Source organism: Nocardiopsis sp. FR4 (assembly GCF_009830945.1).
In the GTDB taxonomy this organism is placed as follows: Bacteria; Actinomycetota; Actinomycetes; order Streptosporangiales; family Streptosporangiaceae; genus Nocardiopsis.
The window spans coordinates 41650-57805 of the sequence record NZ_VWVV01000030.1 but is presented as its reverse complement, the minus strand read 5'-3'; the positions used below and the strand labels follow the sequence as shown (position 1 = coordinate 57805).

The following is a 16156-nucleotide window of genomic DNA, read 5'->3' as shown; positions in this document are numbered from 1 at the left end:
GGCATCCGATGACTGCGATCCTGCCGTCGCACCGGTCCACAGCCTCCGGCACCGACATGGTCTCCATCGGATCGCTGTGCACCGGCTATGCCGGTCTGGACATGGGCGTGGCCGCGGCGCTGGGCGGCAACGCCCGCCTGCTCTGGACCGCCGACCATGACCCCCACATCACCCGGCTGCTCATGCACCGCTTCCCCGACGTGCCCAACCTCGGCGACCTGGCGGCGGTGCGCTGGGCCAGGGTGGAACGCCCCGAGGTGATCACCGCGGGATTCCCCTGCCAGGACGTCAGCGCGGCCGGCCCCGGAGCCGGAATCGAGAAGGGAACACGCTCAGGTGTCTGGCACCACGTCATGGACGCCGTTCGCCACCTACGACCACACCTGCTCGTGCTGGAGAACGTGGCCGCCCTGCGCTGGCGGGGCCGAGGACTCGACCGCGTACTCGCGGACCTGGCCCGCACGGGGTATGACGCGCGCTGGTGTTGCGTACGCGCCAGCGACATCGGAGCACCCCACCGCAGGGAACGCCTCTTCGTTACTGCCCACCCCGTGCGCCAGCGACGCACACCGGGGCCCCTCCGATCCCACACGGCGCACGCGACGCGGACGCCAGGTGCGGGTGGCCGATGTGCTGTGCCACCCGCCCCACACCCCCGCCTACGCCACCACCCGCACCGCACACACCACCGGGCGCACCCGCACCCCCAGGCGCCTGCTGCCCACACCCCTGGCCAGCGATGCCACCAAGGGCAGTCCGCAGCAACGGGATTCGCGCGGGCGCCCCACGTTGCCCTCCGCGGCCATCGGTACGCACACCGGCGAGCACACCACGAAGACGCCCCAGCGGCGGTGCCGTTCGCGTACACCTGGGGCGAGTACGAACCCGCGATCCGGCGGTGGGAGGAGGTGCTCGGCACAGCGGCACCCCCACCCACCGAAACCGGCACCCGGGGACAGCCCCGGCTGAGTGCCGCCCTGGTCGAGTGGATGATGGGCCTGCCCATCGGATGGGTCACTGATCCCGGCCTCGCGTTGCCGCGCACCGCCCAGCTCCAGGCCCTGGGCAACGGGGTGGTACCGCAGCAGGCCTGCGCTGCCGTGCGGCACCTGCTCGCTGAGGAAGCCAGTGCCGAGCCGGGAGGCGCGGCATGGGACTGACCCTGGTACCTGTGCCGCTCGCCGAAGCCAAGGCGTTCATCGAGGTCTGGCACCGGCACCTCAAACCGCCGCGCGGCCACAAGTTCAGCCTCGGCCTCATCGGTGACGAAGGGGTTCTGGTCGCTGTCGCCGTGGTCGGGCGACCGGTCGCCCGAGGGCTTGATGACGGCCGCACGCTCGAAGTCACCCGACTCGCCAGCGACGGCAGCCGCAACACCTGCTCGATGCTCTACGCCGCCTCCTGGCGGGCAGCGCGGGCACTGGCCTACCGGCGCTTGGTCACCTACACCCGCGCCGACGAATCCGGGGCATCACTCAGAGCGGCCGGATGGCGGCCCGTCGCCGAACTGCCTGCCCGCGAGGACGGGCACCCTCCGCGACGTACACGTGCCGAGGGTGTCTCACGGACCCGGTGGGAGGCGTCATGAACGGCATCCTCTGCGCAGCCATCGACGGTCAGCGTCTCGGTGCAAGCGGCATGCCGGTGGTTGCCGTCCGGCACTGGAAGTTACCGCAGCCAGCGACCTTACTTCAGGGTGACATCAGTATGTCCAAGTCGCAAGAAAACGGCTCTGACCAGCTGAAACGGTGGAAAATGGGAGTGGGTGGGAACTACTCTGAAGGTCCTTCGCAGCTGTGGCAGCCCAGAAGCGCCATGGCCATCGAAGCCCCATCATGCAGCGCTGAAGCGGAACGGATGCTTCCGCGAAACGTACGCAAAGCGTACGCACAGCGTTTCGAAAAGGGCATGCACGCGCTATTCCCCTCAACCTGCTCCTTGGCGGACGCTCCACCTTGCTGTGCCGCAGAGGCACCCCCCTTCCGCTGGGAGCTGCCCTGATGGGTGAAGGCACACACAGGAAACGGCTGTACAGCGTCGAAGAGGCGGCACGGCTGCTCAGCATGGGACGCACCAAGACCTTCGCCGAGCTCAAGGCAGGCCGACTGAAGTCCGTGAAGATCGGTCGTGCACGCCTCATCCCAGCTGAGTACATCGACGACTTCGTGGAGCTGCTCAAGCACGAAGCGGATTGCGACAAAGGGTAGGCCACCACGGGTTGCGCGCCTGGCGGAGCGCGACCCTATTACGAGGAGTATCTGAGGAGAGATGGCCAGCGAGAAAAAGGGCGAGCGAGCCCCGAACGGTCGTTCGACTATCTACTACAGCAGCGCCGACGGTCAGTGGCACGGACGCGTCACGATGGGAGTCAAGCCTGACGGCAGTCCGGATCGCCGGCACCGTCGCGGCAAGACGGAAGCTGAGGTGACCAAGAAGGTCCGTGCCCTCGAACGCCAGCGTGACCAGGGACGGGCCACCAAGGCCGGTCGCACGCCCCGGGTAGCCGAATGGTTCGAACGATGGCTCACGAAGATCGTCAGTCGGGAGGTGGACCGCAGCACCTATGACACCTCCTACGAGCCCACGGTCCGCCGTCACATCATTCCCCGGCTGGGGCGACATCGCATCGATACGGTCACGCCCGAACACATCGAGGACTTCTACCACTGGCTGTCGGACGAGAAAGGACTGGCGCCCCGTACGGTTCTGAAGGTGCACTGGCGGCTCTTAGCCGGATTTCAGGTTGCGGAGGATCGAAACCTCATCACCCGTAATCCGGTCCGACTGGTTAAAGCACCCAGTGGAGGGCCAGTTACCCGATACGAGCCCCTCTCGCGCGCTGAGGCCCGCACAGTACTCAAGGCATGTCGGAACCGGCGTAACGGCGCTCGTTGGTCGGTTGGTCTGGCCCTGGGAGTCCGCCAGTCCGAGGCACTCGGACTGCGCTGGTCGCGCATCAACGGGATCTGTGACGACTGCCGCCTCTTCTACCCGCTCCGGGAGCTCTTCGCCGCCGAAACCGAAGCATGCGAAGCCTGCCGCCGTGCGTTGCGGTTCGAGATGCAGGCCGGATGGCAGATCAAACAGAAGCCCTTCCGCCACGGTTGTGACGACATCGCCGCCTGCACAAGGGATCGCCACCGTCGCCCCTGCCCCAAGAACTGTGGCGGCCACCATGCAGAGCGCTGCAAACCGGGATGCACCCTCAAATCCCACCGCTGCCCCGAGGTGAGACGACCCTGCCCTGAGATGTGTCAGGGCCACGCACGCGAATGTCCGGAGCGCACCGGCGGCGACTACTACTTCGCGAGGCGCAAGGGTGTCAGGGACGACACCGGCCTGGAGGAGTTCGTCCTACCGGTTCCCCGACAGTTGATCAAGGAACTGCGAAACCACTGGAAACACCAGCAGAAGGAGCGGGAGACCGCCGGAGTGGCCTGGGACGATACCTGGGATCTGGTGTTCTGCCGTCCAGACGGCCGCCCCATGGGTAAACGCGCCGACTGGGCGGACTGGAAGAGCGTGCTGCGTGCCGCAGGTGTACGCGACGCCCGTGTCCACGACGGGCGCCACACTGCGGGAACGCTGCTGGCGGCGCTGGGCATCGACCCCAAGACGATCCAGCAGATCCTGGGGCATTCGCAGATGTCGCAGACCGCCCGCTACATCCACGCCAGTAACGAACTCACCCGCGGAGCGGTGGACCGGATGGGAGAAGCACTATGGGCATGACTCGCGAACTGAGACCAGAACTGAGACCAGGCCATTGGCCTGGGGCCTCTCCCGCAGGAGAAACCCCAGGTCAGCAGGGCGGCCCCGGCAGGATTCGAACCTGCGACACCCGCTTTAGGAGAGCGGTGCTCTATCCCCTGAGCTACGGAGCCATGGGTCGTGCGGAGGTATGACTTACCCCGCCACCGGGCCAAGCCTAACCCAGGATGACAGTGGATGGGGTGTTGATCCGGCTCCGGCGGGCATCACTGGGGGACTCTGCGAGCATGGAGCAGTACGCTGACCTACGATTGGTTGTCCTGGTCCGGTGTGATGTTGTTCATGGCACATGTCGGCTTGCTGGCGTATGTGTACCCCCGGAGGGTGTGGAAACCGGGGTGTGGCTTCGGCCCACGCGCCGATGACCAGGTGTTTCGCCGAGGGCGGGAGCAGAGGGCGGTACGGCGGGCCGGGGCCCGCGCGACACCCGCTCCGTCCGGCGGAGCGATCTCGTGTGGCCGCTTGTGGACATGTAGTACGTTGCGTTGCGGCCACGGGTAGGTGTTCGAGGAAAGCAGCCGGAGGATCATTCGTGCCGTTCACTTCTGATGCGGCGCGGCGCAGGTCCCGCGTACCGGGTAGCAGCGGGGTGCTGACCGCCTTCGCGATGTCCTACCGCGTCCGCCTCGCCCAGGCAGTCACGCTGGTGCTGGTCACCGCACTGCTCGTGGCTCCGATCCCTGCCGCCGCGCTGGACCCGGCCGAGGCCAGTCTGGAGGAGCTCCGCGAGAGGGCCCAGGCCGCCGCCGACGAGCTTCAGGAGGCCACCGACGAGCAGGTCGAGCGCCAGGAGGCGCTGGAGGAGGCCCAGGAGGAGCTGGTCGGGACCCTCTACGACCTCCAGCAGACCGAGCTCGAACTCAGGGAGATGCGCGAGCCGCTGGCCCAGCTGGCCAGCACCCTCTACAAGCAGCCCGACGGCGGCATGCTCGCCGTGCTGGCGGCGGGCTCGCTCGACGACGACCTGCAGACGCAGTCCTACGCGGCCAAGATCTCCGAGGACAACCAGCTGCTGATCCAGGACGCCACCGACCTGCGCGAGGAGCAGGTGGAACTGGCCCGTGAGGCGCAGGAGCTGCAGACCAACACCCAGTTGGAGGAGGTCGAGCTGGCCGCGGACATCGAGGCGCTGCGCCAGCGGTCCGAGGAGACCACCAACGAGCTCTACGGCGAACTGGAGGAGCGCGGCATCGACCCGGAGGCCTACCTGGCCGCGGGCAACTGCGACCCCGCCGCCGCCGCCAAGGCCAACGGCGCGCCCAACGGCCTGCTCCCGGGCGAGGCCCTGTGCGACCTCTACGACGACAAGCAGCTGCGTGCCGACGCCGCGGTGGACTTCCTGCAGCTCAACCAGCGCTACGTGGACACCTACGGCGAGAACATCTGCATCACCAGCGCCTACCGCGACCTGCCCAACCAGCACCGGGTCTACGCCCAGGTGGCGCCCGGCTTCGCCGCGGTCCCCGGGACGAGCAACCACGGTCTGGGGCAGGCGATCGACCTGGGCTGCGGCATCCAGAACTACAGGTCCGAGCGCTGGCTGTGGATGGAGGCCAACGGCGCCGACTTCGGATGGATACACCCGGCCTGGGCCAAGTCCAGTCCCTTCGAACCCTGGCACTGGGAGTACACCGGCTGACACCGCCCCGGGGCGTCTCAGACGGTCTCGGGCACGACCTCGCTGGTGCAGTTCGGGCACCGGGTCGCCTTCTTGGCGATATCGCTGAAGCAGTGCGGGCACGCGCGGGTGGTGGCCTCCTCGGCCTTGACGAACCCTTCCACGACCTTGGCCACGGGCAGCACCACGAGGAAGTACAGCACCGTGGCGGTGATGAGGAACGAGATCAGCGCGTCCACGAACGCGCCGTACATGAAGCGGCTGCCGTTGATCTCGAAGTAGAGCTCTCCGAAGGTGGGGACGCCGCCGAAGATCCCGAGCAGCGGGGTGATGAACCCCTCGGTGAACGCGGTGATGAGGTTGGCGAAGACCGAGCCGATCACGACCGCGACCGCCAGCTGCACCAGGTTGCCCTGGAGCAGGAACTTCTTGAAGCCTTGCATGGAACAGCCCTATCGAACTCGGTGGCGCGGGGAACCCGGGTGCGGGCGACCGGGACGCCTGATTACTGTGCGTGGTGATGATGTCACCGGGTCGCGCGCGTCGTGTCCGTGGGGAACGCGGCGCCGGCACCCTCGGTGCCCGGCCAGCTTGGCCGACCGGGGATGCGCGGTCAACCGCGAATGGTGATGGACAGCCGGGCCGAGACGGCGTGGCCCGCCAGGGCCCTGGCCTCGGCCGGGGTGGCGGCGAGGAGGAGGAGCGCCCCGCCCTCCCCGCCGTGCTCCGCCTCGCGCGGGAGGGCGAGCACGGGACGGTCGGTGACCACCTCCACGGCGGGCCCCGCGCGGGCGGGGGCGAGGTCGTCGTGGCCCCGGGCGGCGAGGACGTCCACCCTGCTGCCGGGGGAGAGCAGGCCCACGGCGCCGGGGTCGGCCACGCGCACCGGGACGGCGACCAGGTCGGGGCCGTAGGGCCGTGCGGGCGGGTCGGACAGGCGGGCGTCGGTGATCACCTCGCCGCGGCGCACCGGGGCGTTGAGGAGCAGGCCGGCCGTGTCGGTGCCCGGGGGCACCGCGCCCTCGGGGACGGCCCCGGCGGGCAGGGAGAGCGCGGTGAGGTCGTGCTCGCCGAGGGGGGCCGCGGCGTCCAGGTCACGGGAGGCGGCGAGGACCGGTGTGGTGGACACCGGGGGAGGGCGCAGGGCCCAGGCGGCGCTGACCAGGGCCGCCGCGGCCAGCAGGGCGGCGACGGCGCGCCGGTGCCGGTTGAGGAGGCGGACGGCCGCCCGGTGGTGCCGGTAGGGGGGCGTGGCTTGGGTCATACGTCAACGCTAGGCCGCGCGGGGGGCCTCGGGGCGTTGTCCACAGGCCCGGTTCGGCCGGGGCGGGCGGAGCCGGACACGCGGCGCGCCGCCGAGGGGTCGGCGGCGCGGTGATCGGTCAACGGCCCCGCGGCTCAGCTGGCCGCGGCGGTGCTGCCGGCCGTGCTGGCGGCGGCCGGGGCGCTCGTGCCGCTGGTCTCGGAGGAGGAGCTCTTGGCGTCCGATCCGGAGGAGTCGCCGGAGGACGCGGAGGCGCCGCCGTCCTTGCCCTCGCCGGAGTTGGAGCCGGTCAGGACGGAGCTGTTGGAGCTCTTGCCGCTGTCGGTGCGGTAGAAGCCGGAACCCTTGAACACGATGCCGACGGCGGAGTACACCTTGCGCAGGCGTCCCTCGCACTCGGGGCAGACGGTCAGCGCGTCGTCGCTGAAGCTCTGCACGACCTCCATCTGGGCTCCGCACTCGGTGCACGCGTACTGGTACGTAGGCACTGTTCGGGTCCTCCTTGCTGGCACTCTCGCCCGTTGACTGCTAAATAGTACGCGCTCGCCGACCGGAGCGGTGACAGGGACCCGTACCGAGGGCGGACGCCGGGGCCCGGGGACCCGGCCGTGGGCGTCGCCGCGCGACCGCCAGCGTCAACGCTTCCGGGGGCCCCGTTAATCCCCACGGGGGTTCCGCGGGCGTCCGGGGGGCTCTGCGCGCTTCCCCCTCCGGGCTCAGGCGCGGGCCCCGCCCGGCCACACACCGGCGTCGAACACCCGCACCCCGCCCCCGGGGGTGACCACGGCGTCCACCGGCCGGTCGTGCGGCTCGGCGGGCAGGGACTCCACGAACTCCTCGTCGTGGACCAGGGCGATCGCCGGGGTGTGCGGACCCCTGCGGTCCAGGGCCCGGTCGTAGCACCCGGCGCCCCGGCCCAGGCGGTTGCCCCGCCGGTCCACGGCCAGCGCCGGGCACACCACCGCGTCCGCCGACCCCAGCGCACCGGGTCCGTAGCGGTGCCCGACCGGCTCCAGCAGGCCGTGCCCGGCCGGGGCCAGGCTGTCCGGCCCCTCGAAGGCCGCCCAGTCGAGGTCGCCCCCGGGCAGGAACACCGGGAGCAGCACGTACGTGCCCCGCTTCCACAGCGCCGTCACCAGCCGGCGGGTGTCGGGTTCCGTGCCGACGGAGTAGTAGCAGGCGACCGTTCCGCCCATGGCCAGCCACGGCAGGTCCATGAGCGCGTCGCGCAGCGCCGACCCGGCCCGCGCGCGCTCCCCGGCGCCGCGTGCGCGCCGCCGCTCCAGGATGTCCTCGCGCAGCCGCCGCTTGGCCCCGCGCCGCTCGCTCTCGTCCATGGCCTCAGTGTGGCACCGGCGGGGCGCCCCCCGCCCGGCGGACTACCGCGCGCGGTGAACACCGCGTGGCGCCCGGTCTTCCACCACGCGAAACCATCGGGACTTCTCGCGTCCGACCGTGTGTGCGTACGCCGAGTCGGCGGGGGACTGGCCTAGAGTGCCGACATGAACGACTCCACCGACCAGAGGCGGTCCTCCGGCCCCGTGCCCGTCACGAAGGCGGTCGTACCCGCGGCGGGCCTCGGCACGCGGTTCCTGCCCGCGACCAAGGCCACGCCCAAGGAGATGCTGCCGATCGTGGACAAGCCCGCGATCCAGTACGTCGTGGAGGAGGCGGTCGCCGCCCGCCTCAACGACGTCCTGATGATCACGGGCCGCAGCAAGCGCTCCATCGAGGACCACTTCGACCGGGCCTACGAGCTGGAGGAGGCGTTGGAGGCCAAGGGCGACGACGCCCGCCTGCGCTCGGTGCGCGAGTCCAGCGACCTCGCCCAGGTGCACTACGTCCGCCAGGGCGAGCCCCGGGGCCTGGGCCACGCGGTGCTGTGCGCGGAGGCGCACGTGGGAGACAACCCGTTCGCCGTGCTGCTGGGTGACGACCTCATCGAGTCGGCCGACCTGCTGCGCCGCATGATCGAGGTCCGTGAGAGGCGCGGCGGCAGCGTGGTCGCGCTCATGGAGGTGGAGCCCGAGCAGGTGTCCCTGTACGGGTGCGCGGGCATCGAGCCCACCGACGAGGACGACGTCGTCACCGTCACCGACCTGGTGGAGAAACCCGCCCCCGACCAGGCGCCGAGCCGCTGGGCGATCATCGGCCGCTACGTCTGCGACCCCACGATCTTCCCCGTGCTGCACGAGACCCCGCCCGGCCGCGGCGGAGAGATCCAGCTCACCGACGCCCTGCTGGAACTGACCCGGCGCAAGCCCGAGGACGGCGGCACGGTGTACGGGGTGCTGTTCCGCGGCCGCCGGTACGACACCGGGAACAAGGCCGACTACATCCGCACGGTGGTGGACTTCGCCTGCCGCCGCCCCGACCTCGCCGAGGAGCTGCTTCCCTGGCTGCGTGACTTCGTCGGCTGCGGCGGCCACGGGGTCTCCTGAGGGACGCGGACCGGTGGTCCCGCCGCCGGGGGCCGGTCGCGGCGAGAATGGGGCGCAGGACGTCTCCCGGGGCGCGGGAGACGGACGCACCACAGGAACCGCGAACCGGGAGGGAACCCAGTGAAGAGCGTCGAACAGCACGTCGCCGATGTCCTGGCTCTGATCAACGACCCCGAGCCGACCCAGCTGGATCTGCTCCAGGCACACGGCGCCGTGCTGGCCGAGGCCGTCACCTCACCCGTGTCCCTGCCGGGCTTCGACAACTCCTCCATGGACGGCTACGCCGTGCACGCCGCCGACCTGGCGTCGGCCTCCCCGGACGCGCCGGTGCGGCTCCCGGTGGTCGCCGACATCCCGGCGGGCGACCCCTCACCGGTCGCCGTCCTGCCGGGCATGTGCGCCCGCATCATGACCGGGGCGCCCATGCCCTCCGGGGCGGACGCGGTGGTCCCGGTCGAGTGGACCGACGGCGGCACGGCCAGAATGACCGTCGACCGGCCGGTCAAGCCGGGCAACGCGGTGCGCCGCGCCGGGGACGACGTCGTGGAGGGAACCACCGTCCTGCGGCCGGGCGTGCGCATCGGCCCGGGGGAGATGGGCGTCCTGGCGGCCGTCGGCCGCCGCTCGGTTCCGGTCTACCCGCGTCCGCGCGTGGTGGTGCTCTCCACCGGTGAGGAGCTGGTCGAGCCCGGGCGCCCGCTCGGCCCCGGCCAGATCTGGGAGTCCAACAGCTTCATGGTCGCGGCGGCGGCGCTGGAGGCCGGCTGCGAGGTCCACCGCCACGGTTTCGTCGGCGACGATCCGGCGACGGTGCTCGACACGCTGGAGGGCCTGCTCGTGCGCGCCGACGTCGTCGTGACCACCGGAGGGGTGAGCATGGGCGCCCACGACGTGGTCAAGGAGGTGCTCACCCGGCAGGGCACCGTGGAGTTCACCCAGGTGGCGATGCAGCCGGGCAAACCGCAGGGCTTCGGGACGGTCGGCCCCGACCGGACCCCGATCATCACGCTGCCGGGCAACCCGGTGAGCGCCTTCGTGTCCTTCCAGATCTTCGTCCGCCCCGCGCTGCGCAAGCTGCGCGGCCTGGCCCCCGATCCGCTGCCGTGGACGCGGGCCGTCCTCACCAGTCCCGTGACCTCGCCCAAGGGGCGCCGCTCCTACCTGCGCGGGGTGCTGGAGGAGTCCCCGCACGGCCGGGCCGCCGAGGCCACCGTGGCCCCGGCCTCGCACCAGGGGTCGCACCAGCTGTCCGCGCTGGCCGGAGCGAACGCGTTCGTGGTGGTGCCCGAGGAGGTGACCGAGGTGGCCGCCGGTACCCTCGTCCAGGTTCTGCGCCTGCCCGACCTCCCCTAGGGGCCGGCACGGCCGTGGCCGCGACGTGCCGCCACGGTCCGAAACCGAGGGGTGACTCGAAAGTCGGCGGTTGGCGGGCTGACCGGAAACGTTACGGGTGTGACCTGTGTGACGCGCGGAGTATGTTTCTCTCCTTGCCGGCGGACGGTGGCCAGCGGCGAACGGTGACGGTGGGAGACCCGGCCGTTCCGGTGCGCGGCGACGAGCGCTTTTCGGTCGCTCTGGAGGTCCGTCCCGGCACGGGGCGCGGCGGCGGTCTCCCCGGGCCGTCCGGGCCCGTCCCCGGCACCGCGCGCACCGGGCACGGACCGCCCCTCCGGTGCCGTACGGTCGTGGTGGCGCGCCCTCCCGCGCGCCCGGGCGCGGTCGCCGGCCGCGTCCCCGTCCGTGTGCGATCCGAGAGGCGGCGCCATGACCCACACCCCACCGCCGGAAGGGGCCGAGCACCCGTCCGGGTTCACCCACCTGGACGAGACGGGTGCCGCGCGTATGGTCGACGTCTCCCAGAAGCGGGTGAGCGCGCGCACCGCCACCGCCACCGGCCGGGTGCTGCTCAGCGGGGAGGCCGTCGCCGCGCTGCGCGGGGGGACGGTACCCAAGGGGGACGCCCTGGCGGTCGCGCGGATCGCCGGGATCCAGGGCGCCAAGCGCACCCCCGACCTCGTGCCGCTGTGCCACCCCATCGCGGTGCACGGCGTGGACGTCGGCCTCACCGTCGTCGACGAGGGCGTGGACATCAGCGCCACGGTGCGCACCGCCGACCGCACCGGGGTGGAGATGGAGGCGCTCACCTGCGTCATGACCGCCGCCCTCGGCCTGGTCGACATGGTCAAGGCGATCGACCCCTCGGCCGAGGTCACGCGCGTGCGGGTCGAGGAGAAGACCGGCGGCAAGAAGGGCGACTGGAGGCGCGGTGAGTGAGACGCCGGGGAACGGGACCCCTGACGGAGCGACGCGGCGCCCGCTCCGCGTCGCGGTCGTGACCGCCTCCAACCGCGCGGCGGCGGGCGTCTACCCGGACCGCTCCGGGCCGGTGGTCGCCGATCGCCTGCGCGCCATGGGCTGCGAGGTCGCGGGGCCCTGGGTGGTGCCCGACGGTGAGCCGGTGGCGGAGGCGATCGGCCGCGCCCTGGACGAGCGCGCCGACGCGGTCCTCACCACGGGAGGGACCGGCCTGACCCCGCAGGACCACACGCCGGAGGTGACGCGCCGGCTGCTGTCCTTCGAGGTCCCCGGGATCGCCGAGGCCCTGCGGGCCGCGGGCCGGGACAAGGGGGTGCCCACGGCCATCCTGTCGCGGGGCCTGGCCGGGGTCGTCGAGCGCGGCGGCCACCGGATGCTCGTGGTGAACCTGCCCGGGTCCAGGGGAGGCGCCAGCGACGGGATGGACGTGCTGGAGCCGGTGCTCGGCCATGCGGTGGACCAACTGCGTGGCGGGGACCACACCCGTCCTGAATGAGGCCGAACAATGACCGGAATCACATCTCGGGCATTCCGTCCGTTGGGAAATTCTTGGGATGCGGTCAGTTTTCGGTGCGAGAGTATTGGGGTTAGGAATCAGCCGATTCCTGCTCCGTCAGGGTGACGCCCGACACGTCGCACCCGGGGAGTGGAATACTGGAAGCCGTCACCGGCGACGGGAGCCCGGCGCCCGCGCGCCGGTGTCGTACCGGTCGGCTACGGTGCCGAGGGCGTCGAAGGGACGGTCGTGAATCGCAGACAAGGGTGGCCCGTCACCCTGCAGGAGGGACCGGTCGCGCTCCGGCCCCTGCGCCTGCGCGACGCCACCGCGCTGCGGGACACCCGGGCGCGCAACGAGCAGTGGCTGCGCCCGTGGGAGCCGACCTATCCCGAGATGCCGCTGCGCACCACGGGGCTCACGCCCTACGTCTCCATGCTCCAGTCCATCCGCCGCGAAGCCCGTCAGGGCCTGTCCATGCCCTGGGCGGTCACCTACGACGGCCGGTTCGTCGGACAGCTCACGGTGGGCGCCATCGTGTGGGGTTCGGCCAGGTCAGCGCAGGTGGGGTACTGGATCGACAGCGCCTACGCCGGACGCGGGATCACCCCGACGGCGGTCGCGCTGGCGGTCGACCACTCCTTCTTCCACGTGGGACTGCACAGGATCGAGGCCAACATCCGCCCCGAGAACCGGGCGAGCAGGCGCGTCGTCGCCAAGCTGGGTTTCCGGGACGAGGGGGTCCGCAGGCGCCAGCTGCACATCGACGGCGCCTGGCGCGACCACATCTGCTACGCGATCACCGCTGAGGAGGTGCCCCAGGGCCTGCTGCACCGATGGCGCCACGGAACGCCGCCAGGGTCGGCCGTGGAACCCGGTTCCGGTCCCGGTTCCGCTTTGGGGCCACACGGCCCGAACGTCGGCCAGGATCCGCGCGATCCGGCGAGTCCGCACCCGGGGCCGAACTGAACGTGGCACCATCACGGATGCATCCGGAACTTAAACCTCGCTTTAGTGACATTGATTCATTACTTTGCGTGGAATTGGTACTGCGCTCCGCAGTCGATGTTTGACCTGCGTTTTCGCACCCAAGCGCGTGACGGACGAAACTGAAGGTCCACAATCTTGCGACACTCCGGTCAGAATGTGGCGCATTTATGGACACGGGGTCGTACCGTGCGGAACATAGACGCATTGACGATGCGGGCAACGCGTGGTTATGGCGCACGGGAATCGTCCCGGAAGGGGGCGGCTGGTTCCCCGGCGGCCACGCGCGGCGCGGTGTCGGCGACGTGTCGACCAACGTTCAGTGGCCGTCATCGTGAGGAGGGGTGATGAGCAGCTCCCCTCTGTACCTCGCCATCGTGGTGGTGTGGCTCATCGTCCTCGTCCCGATGCTGCTGCGTAAGGACTCCGTGGACCCCGTGGACCACCGCCGCGAGGACGAGGAGCCCGAGGCGGTCGAGGAGCTCGACGCCGGGTACGGCACCGGTGACGAGGACCCCGACGCCACCGAGACCCAGGTCCTCCGGCGCGGTGAGCACGGCACCGGCCTCGCGCACGAGTCCGAGGCGCGGGCGCCCTCCCCGGGCCGCTACCGGGCCGTCTCCGGGCCGCGTGCCCGCGTCATCGCCCGCCGCCGCCGACGCACCACCGTGCTGGTCCTGGTCAACGCCGCCACGCTCGTGGCCGTCGCCTTCGGCCTGGGGCCCTGGTGGGTGACCGCTCCGCCGGTGCTGCTGCTGGCCGGGCACCTGGTCCTGCTCCGCGAGGCCGCCAAGGCCGACGCCGAGCACAGGCAGGCGGTCCTGCGCGCCCGCCGCCGCGCGGCCCTGCGCGCCCGCCGGGCCGAGGAGGAGCGGCGGCGCGACGCCGAGCGCGAGGCCGAGGTGATCGCGCTCCAGGAACGGCGCAACCAGGTCTACGACCAGTACGCGGACGCCCGGCTCCGGGCGGCCGGGGACTGACCGCGGACCGGGGCACACCACCGCGTTCGGAGCACCCCGGGTTTGCTGCTAGTCTGGTTCTCGTCTTCAGGGGCTATGGCGCAGTCCGGTAGCGCACCTCGTTCGCATCGAGGGGGTCTGGGGTTCAAATCCCCATAGCTCCACCGAAGGTAGAAGGCCCCGTCCCACCCGTGGGACGGGGCCTTCGTCGTGTCCCGGGCGCCGCGGTCCCCCGGTCCCGGAAACGCGAAGATCCCCGGGGGAGGGAGGTCCCCCGGGGATCGGGCGGGCTCGGGCCGGGATGCTGCTGTTCCCTGCGACGGGCGGTCCGGACCGGAGCCCCGAGTGTCACCGGCGAAGCGGCTATCCCCTGCGGCGGGGAGGGCCGGTGCCCCCCCCAGCGTACTCCCCGGACCCCCGCGGCGCCGCCCGTTCGCGTCTTCGCGGCGGCAACTTTCCGGCGTAGGGTTCGGGCCATGGCAGACGGATACCACCATGGCAACCTCAGGTCCGCGGTGCTGGAGAAGGCGGCCGAGGTCATCGGCAGGGAGGGCCCCTACGCCTTCAGCCTGCGTTCCCTGGCGGCCGAGCTCGGGGTCAGCCACACCGCCCCCCGGCACCACTTCGGCAGCCGTGAGGGCGTGCTCAACGCCCTGGCGACCGAGGGGTTCCGCGAGCTCGCCCGGCGGCTGCGGGCCAACCGCGAGTCCGGCGGGGACTTCCTGGACGCGGGCGTGGAGTACGTGCGCTTCGCCACCGACCACCCGGCGCACTTCGACGTGATGTTCGCGCCCGCCCTGCTCAACGGGGAGGACGGCGAGCTGGCGGACGCGCGGACGGCCGCCTTCGCCGAACTGCGGGCCGGGGTGGACTCCCTGGCGGAGGAGGGCCGGGAGACGGAGGACGCCGCCGCGGCCGTGGTCGCGGGGTGGTCGATCGTGCACGGCATCGCCACGCTGGCCCTCACCGGCAACCTGGACAGCGCCGGGGTCAGGCGGCTGTTCCGGGACACCGACCTGCTCACCATCACCCGCCGCAGCGCCGGGCTGCTCTTCGGGCCGCGGGCCTCCGGGCGGTCCGGGGAGGAGGGCGGTCCCGCGCCCGGCTCGTCTCCTCCCGGGTGAGCCCGGCCGGCCGCCGCCGCGCACGCGCCCGTCCGGGACTGCCGGTCCGGGCCGGCGCGGACCGGGTCTGGGAGACGGCCCGTCGACGGGGCCACGGCGGCCTGAGGGCGCCCGGGGCCCGGGCGGGTTCAGCGCCCGGAGACGTACTCGGCCCGGACGGCGTAGATGGCCGCCTCGGTGCGCGAGTGCACCTGGAGCTTCTCCAGGATCTTGCGCACGTGGTTCTTCACCGTGTTCTCGGTGATGAACAGCCGTTCGCCGATCTCCCGGTTGTTCAGCGAGCGGGCCAGCAGCTTGAGCACCTCGGTCTCGCGCCGGGTCAGCTCCGGCAGGGCCGGGCGGCTGGGCGGGGCGCTCTCCTGTTTGGCCAGCGCGGCGAACTCCCCGATCAGCTTGGTGGCCATGGACGGGTTGATGAAGGACTGCCCGTCGGCGATGGAGCGCACCACCCGCGCGATGTCGGTGACGCCGATCTCCTTGAGCAGGTACCCGGTGGCCCCGGCCTTGAGCGCGTCGAAGAGGTCGGACTCCTCGTCGCTCATGGTCAGCATGACGAACCTGGCGTGCGGGACGGCCTCGCGGATGCGCGAGCAGGCGTCGATCCCGCTGGACCCCGGCATCATCACGTCCATGAGCACCACGTCCGGCCGCAGCCCGGCGGCGAGGCGCAGGGCCTCCTCGCCGTCCCCGGCCTCGCCCACGACGTCGATGTCCGTCTCGTCGCCCAGGACGGACACCAGGCCCCGGCGGAACAGGGCGTGGTCGTCCACGACCATGACGCGGATGGGACGGGAGCGGCCGGCGTCGGACGGGTGGTCCTCCACACCCGGGGAGAGGGTCACGGGGCTGGGGGGGTGCGGGCTCACGACGGTGCCTTCCTCACGTACGACGGCCATACGAGCGCCAAAAGGAGACTCCACGTCCCCGTTCGCGGTGTGCGGACACGCCCGCACTTCCCGGCTTGGGGTGGCTTCTTTCCACTTTAGGCGGGCTTTCGGGTGGGTGCGGGGCAGACGAGCGAACTTACCGCCCGGTACCGCCGGCGCATGTCGGGAAAACGGTGCGAAGCCCGCCCCCCGGGGAGGCGTCGGCGGCCTCTTCCGAAGGAGAGGGGTAACCAAAAGGCGGGCCAGATACTTCTTTTTCTCGTGTCCGAAACAGGTGCCCCGGGGGAGCGGGA

Annotated in this window: 17 protein-coding genes and 2 tRNA genes; 13 read left to right on the top strand and 6 right to left on the bottom strand. The window is 71.5% G+C overall.

Features of this window, described 5'->3' with window-relative positions; all coding sequences use genetic code 11:
* The first annotated feature begins 8 nt into the window (after nt 1-8).
* From FYW95_RS23145 to FYW95_RS23130, 4 genes are all read left to right on the top strand, one after another.
* Complete coding sequence (locus tag FYW95_RS23145) at nt 9-1160, top strand: DNA cytosine methyltransferase (protein ID WP_160050813.1); 1152 nt, start codon at nt 9-11, stop codon at nt 1158-1160.
* On the top strand, nt 1151-1588 hold the full coding sequence (locus tag FYW95_RS23140; protein ID WP_160050812.1) for an XF1762 family protein: 438 nt from the start codon (nt 1151-1153) through the stop codon (nt 1586-1588). The genes FYW95_RS23145 and FYW95_RS23140 overlap by 10 nt, the downstream gene beginning before the upstream one ends.
* A 412-nt stretch (nt 1589-2000) precedes the next feature.
* Complete coding sequence (locus FYW95_RS23135; RefSeq protein WP_160050811.1) at nt 2001-2207, top strand: helix-turn-helix domain-containing protein; 207 nt, start codon at nt 2001-2003, stop codon at nt 2205-2207.
* A 61-nt stretch (nt 2208-2268) separates the two neighbouring features.
* A complete protein-coding gene (locus tag FYW95_RS23130; RefSeq protein WP_160050810.1) occupies nt 2269-3732 on the top strand; it encodes a tyrosine-type recombinase/integrase in 1464 nt (487 codons plus the stop codon).
* Between the two features lie 79 nt (nt 3733-3811).
* Here FYW95_RS23130 and FYW95_RS23125 read toward each other — a convergent pair.
* A tRNA-Arg gene (locus tag FYW95_RS23125) sits at nt 3812-3884 on the bottom strand.
* Between the two features lie 419 nt (nt 3885-4303).
* Here FYW95_RS23125 and FYW95_RS23120 point away from each other — a divergent pair.
* Nucleotides 4304-5410, top strand: a complete 1107-nt coding sequence (locus tag FYW95_RS23120) for a D-alanyl-D-alanine carboxypeptidase family protein (RefSeq protein ID WP_160050809.1) — start codon at nt 4304-4306, stop codon at nt 5408-5410.
* 17 nt (nt 5411-5427) lie between these two features.
* On the opposite strand, the gene FYW95_RS23115 is transcribed toward FYW95_RS23120, so the two are convergent.
* The 4 genes from FYW95_RS23115 to FYW95_RS23100 form a co-directional block, all read right to left on the bottom strand.
* On the bottom strand, nt 5428-5832 hold the full coding sequence (locus FYW95_RS23115; RefSeq protein ID WP_160050808.1) for an MscL family protein: 405 nt from the start codon (nt 5830-5832) through the stop codon (nt 5428-5430).
* 170 nt (nt 5833-6002) lie between these two features.
* On the bottom strand, nt 6003-6653 hold the full coding sequence (locus FYW95_RS23110; protein WP_160050807.1) for an SAF domain-containing protein: 651 nt from the start codon (nt 6651-6653) through the stop codon (nt 6003-6005).
* A gap of 134 nt (nt 6654-6787) precedes the next feature.
* On the bottom strand, nt 6788-7141 hold the full coding sequence (locus FYW95_RS23105) for an FmdB family zinc ribbon protein (RefSeq protein ID WP_160050806.1): 354 nt from the start codon (nt 7139-7141) through the stop codon (nt 6788-6790).
* Nucleotides 7142-7369: 228 nt separating this feature from the next.
* Nucleotides 7370-7990, bottom strand: a complete 621-nt coding sequence (locus FYW95_RS23100) for a 5-formyltetrahydrofolate cyclo-ligase (protein WP_159943993.1) — start codon at nt 7988-7990, stop codon at nt 7370-7372.
* A gap of 165 nt (nt 7991-8155) precedes the next feature.
* Here FYW95_RS23100 and galU point away from each other — a divergent pair, with 165 nt between their 5' ends.
* From galU to FYW95_RS23060, 8 genes are all read left to right on the top strand, one after another.
* Complete coding sequence (gene galU / locus FYW95_RS23095; RefSeq protein WP_160050805.1) at nt 8156-9094, top strand: UTP--glucose-1-phosphate uridylyltransferase GalU; 939 nt, start codon at nt 8156-8158, stop codon at nt 9092-9094.
* Between the two features lie 120 nt (nt 9095-9214).
* A complete protein-coding gene (gene glp / locus FYW95_RS23090; RefSeq protein WP_159943991.1) occupies nt 9215-10447 on the top strand; it encodes a molybdotransferase-like divisome protein Glp in 1233 nt (410 codons plus the stop codon).
* A gap of 411 nt (nt 10448-10858) precedes the next feature.
* Entirely contained in the window at nt 10859-11368 is a 510-nt protein-coding gene (moaC, locus tag FYW95_RS23085) for a cyclic pyranopterin monophosphate synthase MoaC (RefSeq protein ID WP_159943990.1), read from the top strand.
* Nucleotides 11361-11906 (top strand): MogA/MoaB family molybdenum cofactor biosynthesis protein, encoded by a 546-nt coding sequence (locus FYW95_RS23080; protein ID WP_159943989.1) that lies wholly within the window; start codon nt 11361-11363, stop codon nt 11904-11906. The genes moaC and FYW95_RS23080 overlap by 8 nt, the downstream gene beginning before the upstream one ends.
* A gap of 249 nt (nt 11907-12155) precedes the next feature.
* Entirely contained in the window at nt 12156-12875 is a 720-nt protein-coding gene (locus tag FYW95_RS23075) for a GNAT family N-acetyltransferase (protein ID WP_159943988.1), read from the top strand.
* Nucleotides 12876-13240: 365 nt separating this feature from the next.
* On the top strand, nt 13241-13873 hold the full coding sequence (locus FYW95_RS23070) for a divisome protein SepX/GlpR (RefSeq protein WP_159943987.1): 633 nt from the start codon (nt 13241-13243) through the stop codon (nt 13871-13873).
* A gap of 69 nt (nt 13874-13942) precedes the next feature.
* A tRNA-Ala gene (locus tag FYW95_RS23065) sits at nt 13943-14016 on the top strand.
* A gap of 312 nt (nt 14017-14328) precedes the next feature.
* Complete coding sequence (locus FYW95_RS23060; RefSeq protein ID WP_159943986.1) at nt 14329-14976, top strand: TetR/AcrR family transcriptional regulator; 648 nt, start codon at nt 14329-14331, stop codon at nt 14974-14976.
* A 128-nt stretch (nt 14977-15104) separates the two neighbouring features.
* Here the strand turns inward: FYW95_RS23060 and FYW95_RS23055 are convergent, their stop codons facing one another.
* The gene (locus FYW95_RS23055) at nt 15105-15842 is read right to left on the bottom strand and encodes a response regulator (RefSeq protein ID WP_370462414.1); all 738 of its coding nucleotides are present in this window, start codon (nt 15840-15842) and stop codon (nt 15105-15107) included.
* Between the last annotated feature and the right edge of the window lie 314 nt (nt 15843-16156).

Bases quoted from the DNA above. Each gene is read 5' to 3' on its own strand.
- moaC (WP_159943990.1), top strand. From the start codon at position 10,859: ATGACCCACACCCCACCGCCGGAAGGGGCCGAGCACCCGTCCGGGTTC.
- galU (WP_160050805.1), top strand. From the start codon at position 8,156: ATGAACGACTCCACCGACCAGAGGCGGTCCTCCGGCCCCGTGCCCGTC.
- FYW95_RS23060 (WP_159943986.1), top strand. From the start codon at position 14,329: ATGGCAGACGGATACCACCATGGCAACCTCAGGTCCGCGGTGCTGGAG.
- FYW95_RS23145 (WP_160050813.1), top strand. From the start codon at position 9: ATGACTGCGATCCTGCCGTCGCACCGGTCCACAGCCTCCGGCACCGAC.
- FYW95_RS23110 (WP_160050807.1), bottom strand. From the start codon at position 6,653: ATGACCCAAGCCACGCCCCCCTACCGGCACCACCGGGCGGCCGTCCGC.
- FYW95_RS23115 (WP_160050808.1), bottom strand. From the start codon at position 5,832: ATGCAAGGCTTCAAGAAGTTCCTGCTCCAGGGCAACCTGGTGCAGCTG.
- FYW95_RS23070 (WP_159943987.1), top strand. From the start codon at position 13,241: ATGAGCAGCTCCCCTCTGTACCTCGCCATCGTGGTGGTGTGGCTCATC.
- FYW95_RS23135 (WP_160050811.1), top strand. From the start codon at position 2,001: ATGGGTGAAGGCACACACAGGAAACGGCTGTACAGCGTCGAAGAGGCG.
- FYW95_RS23130 (WP_160050810.1), top strand. From the start codon at position 2,269: ATGGCCAGCGAGAAAAAGGGCGAGCGAGCCCCGAACGGTCGTTCGACT.
- FYW95_RS23100 (WP_159943993.1), bottom strand. From the start codon at position 7,990: ATGGACGAGAGCGAGCGGCGCGGGGCCAAGCGGCGGCTGCGCGAGGAC.
- FYW95_RS23140 (WP_160050812.1), top strand. From the start codon at position 1,151: ATGGGACTGACCCTGGTACCTGTGCCGCTCGCCGAAGCCAAGGCGTTC.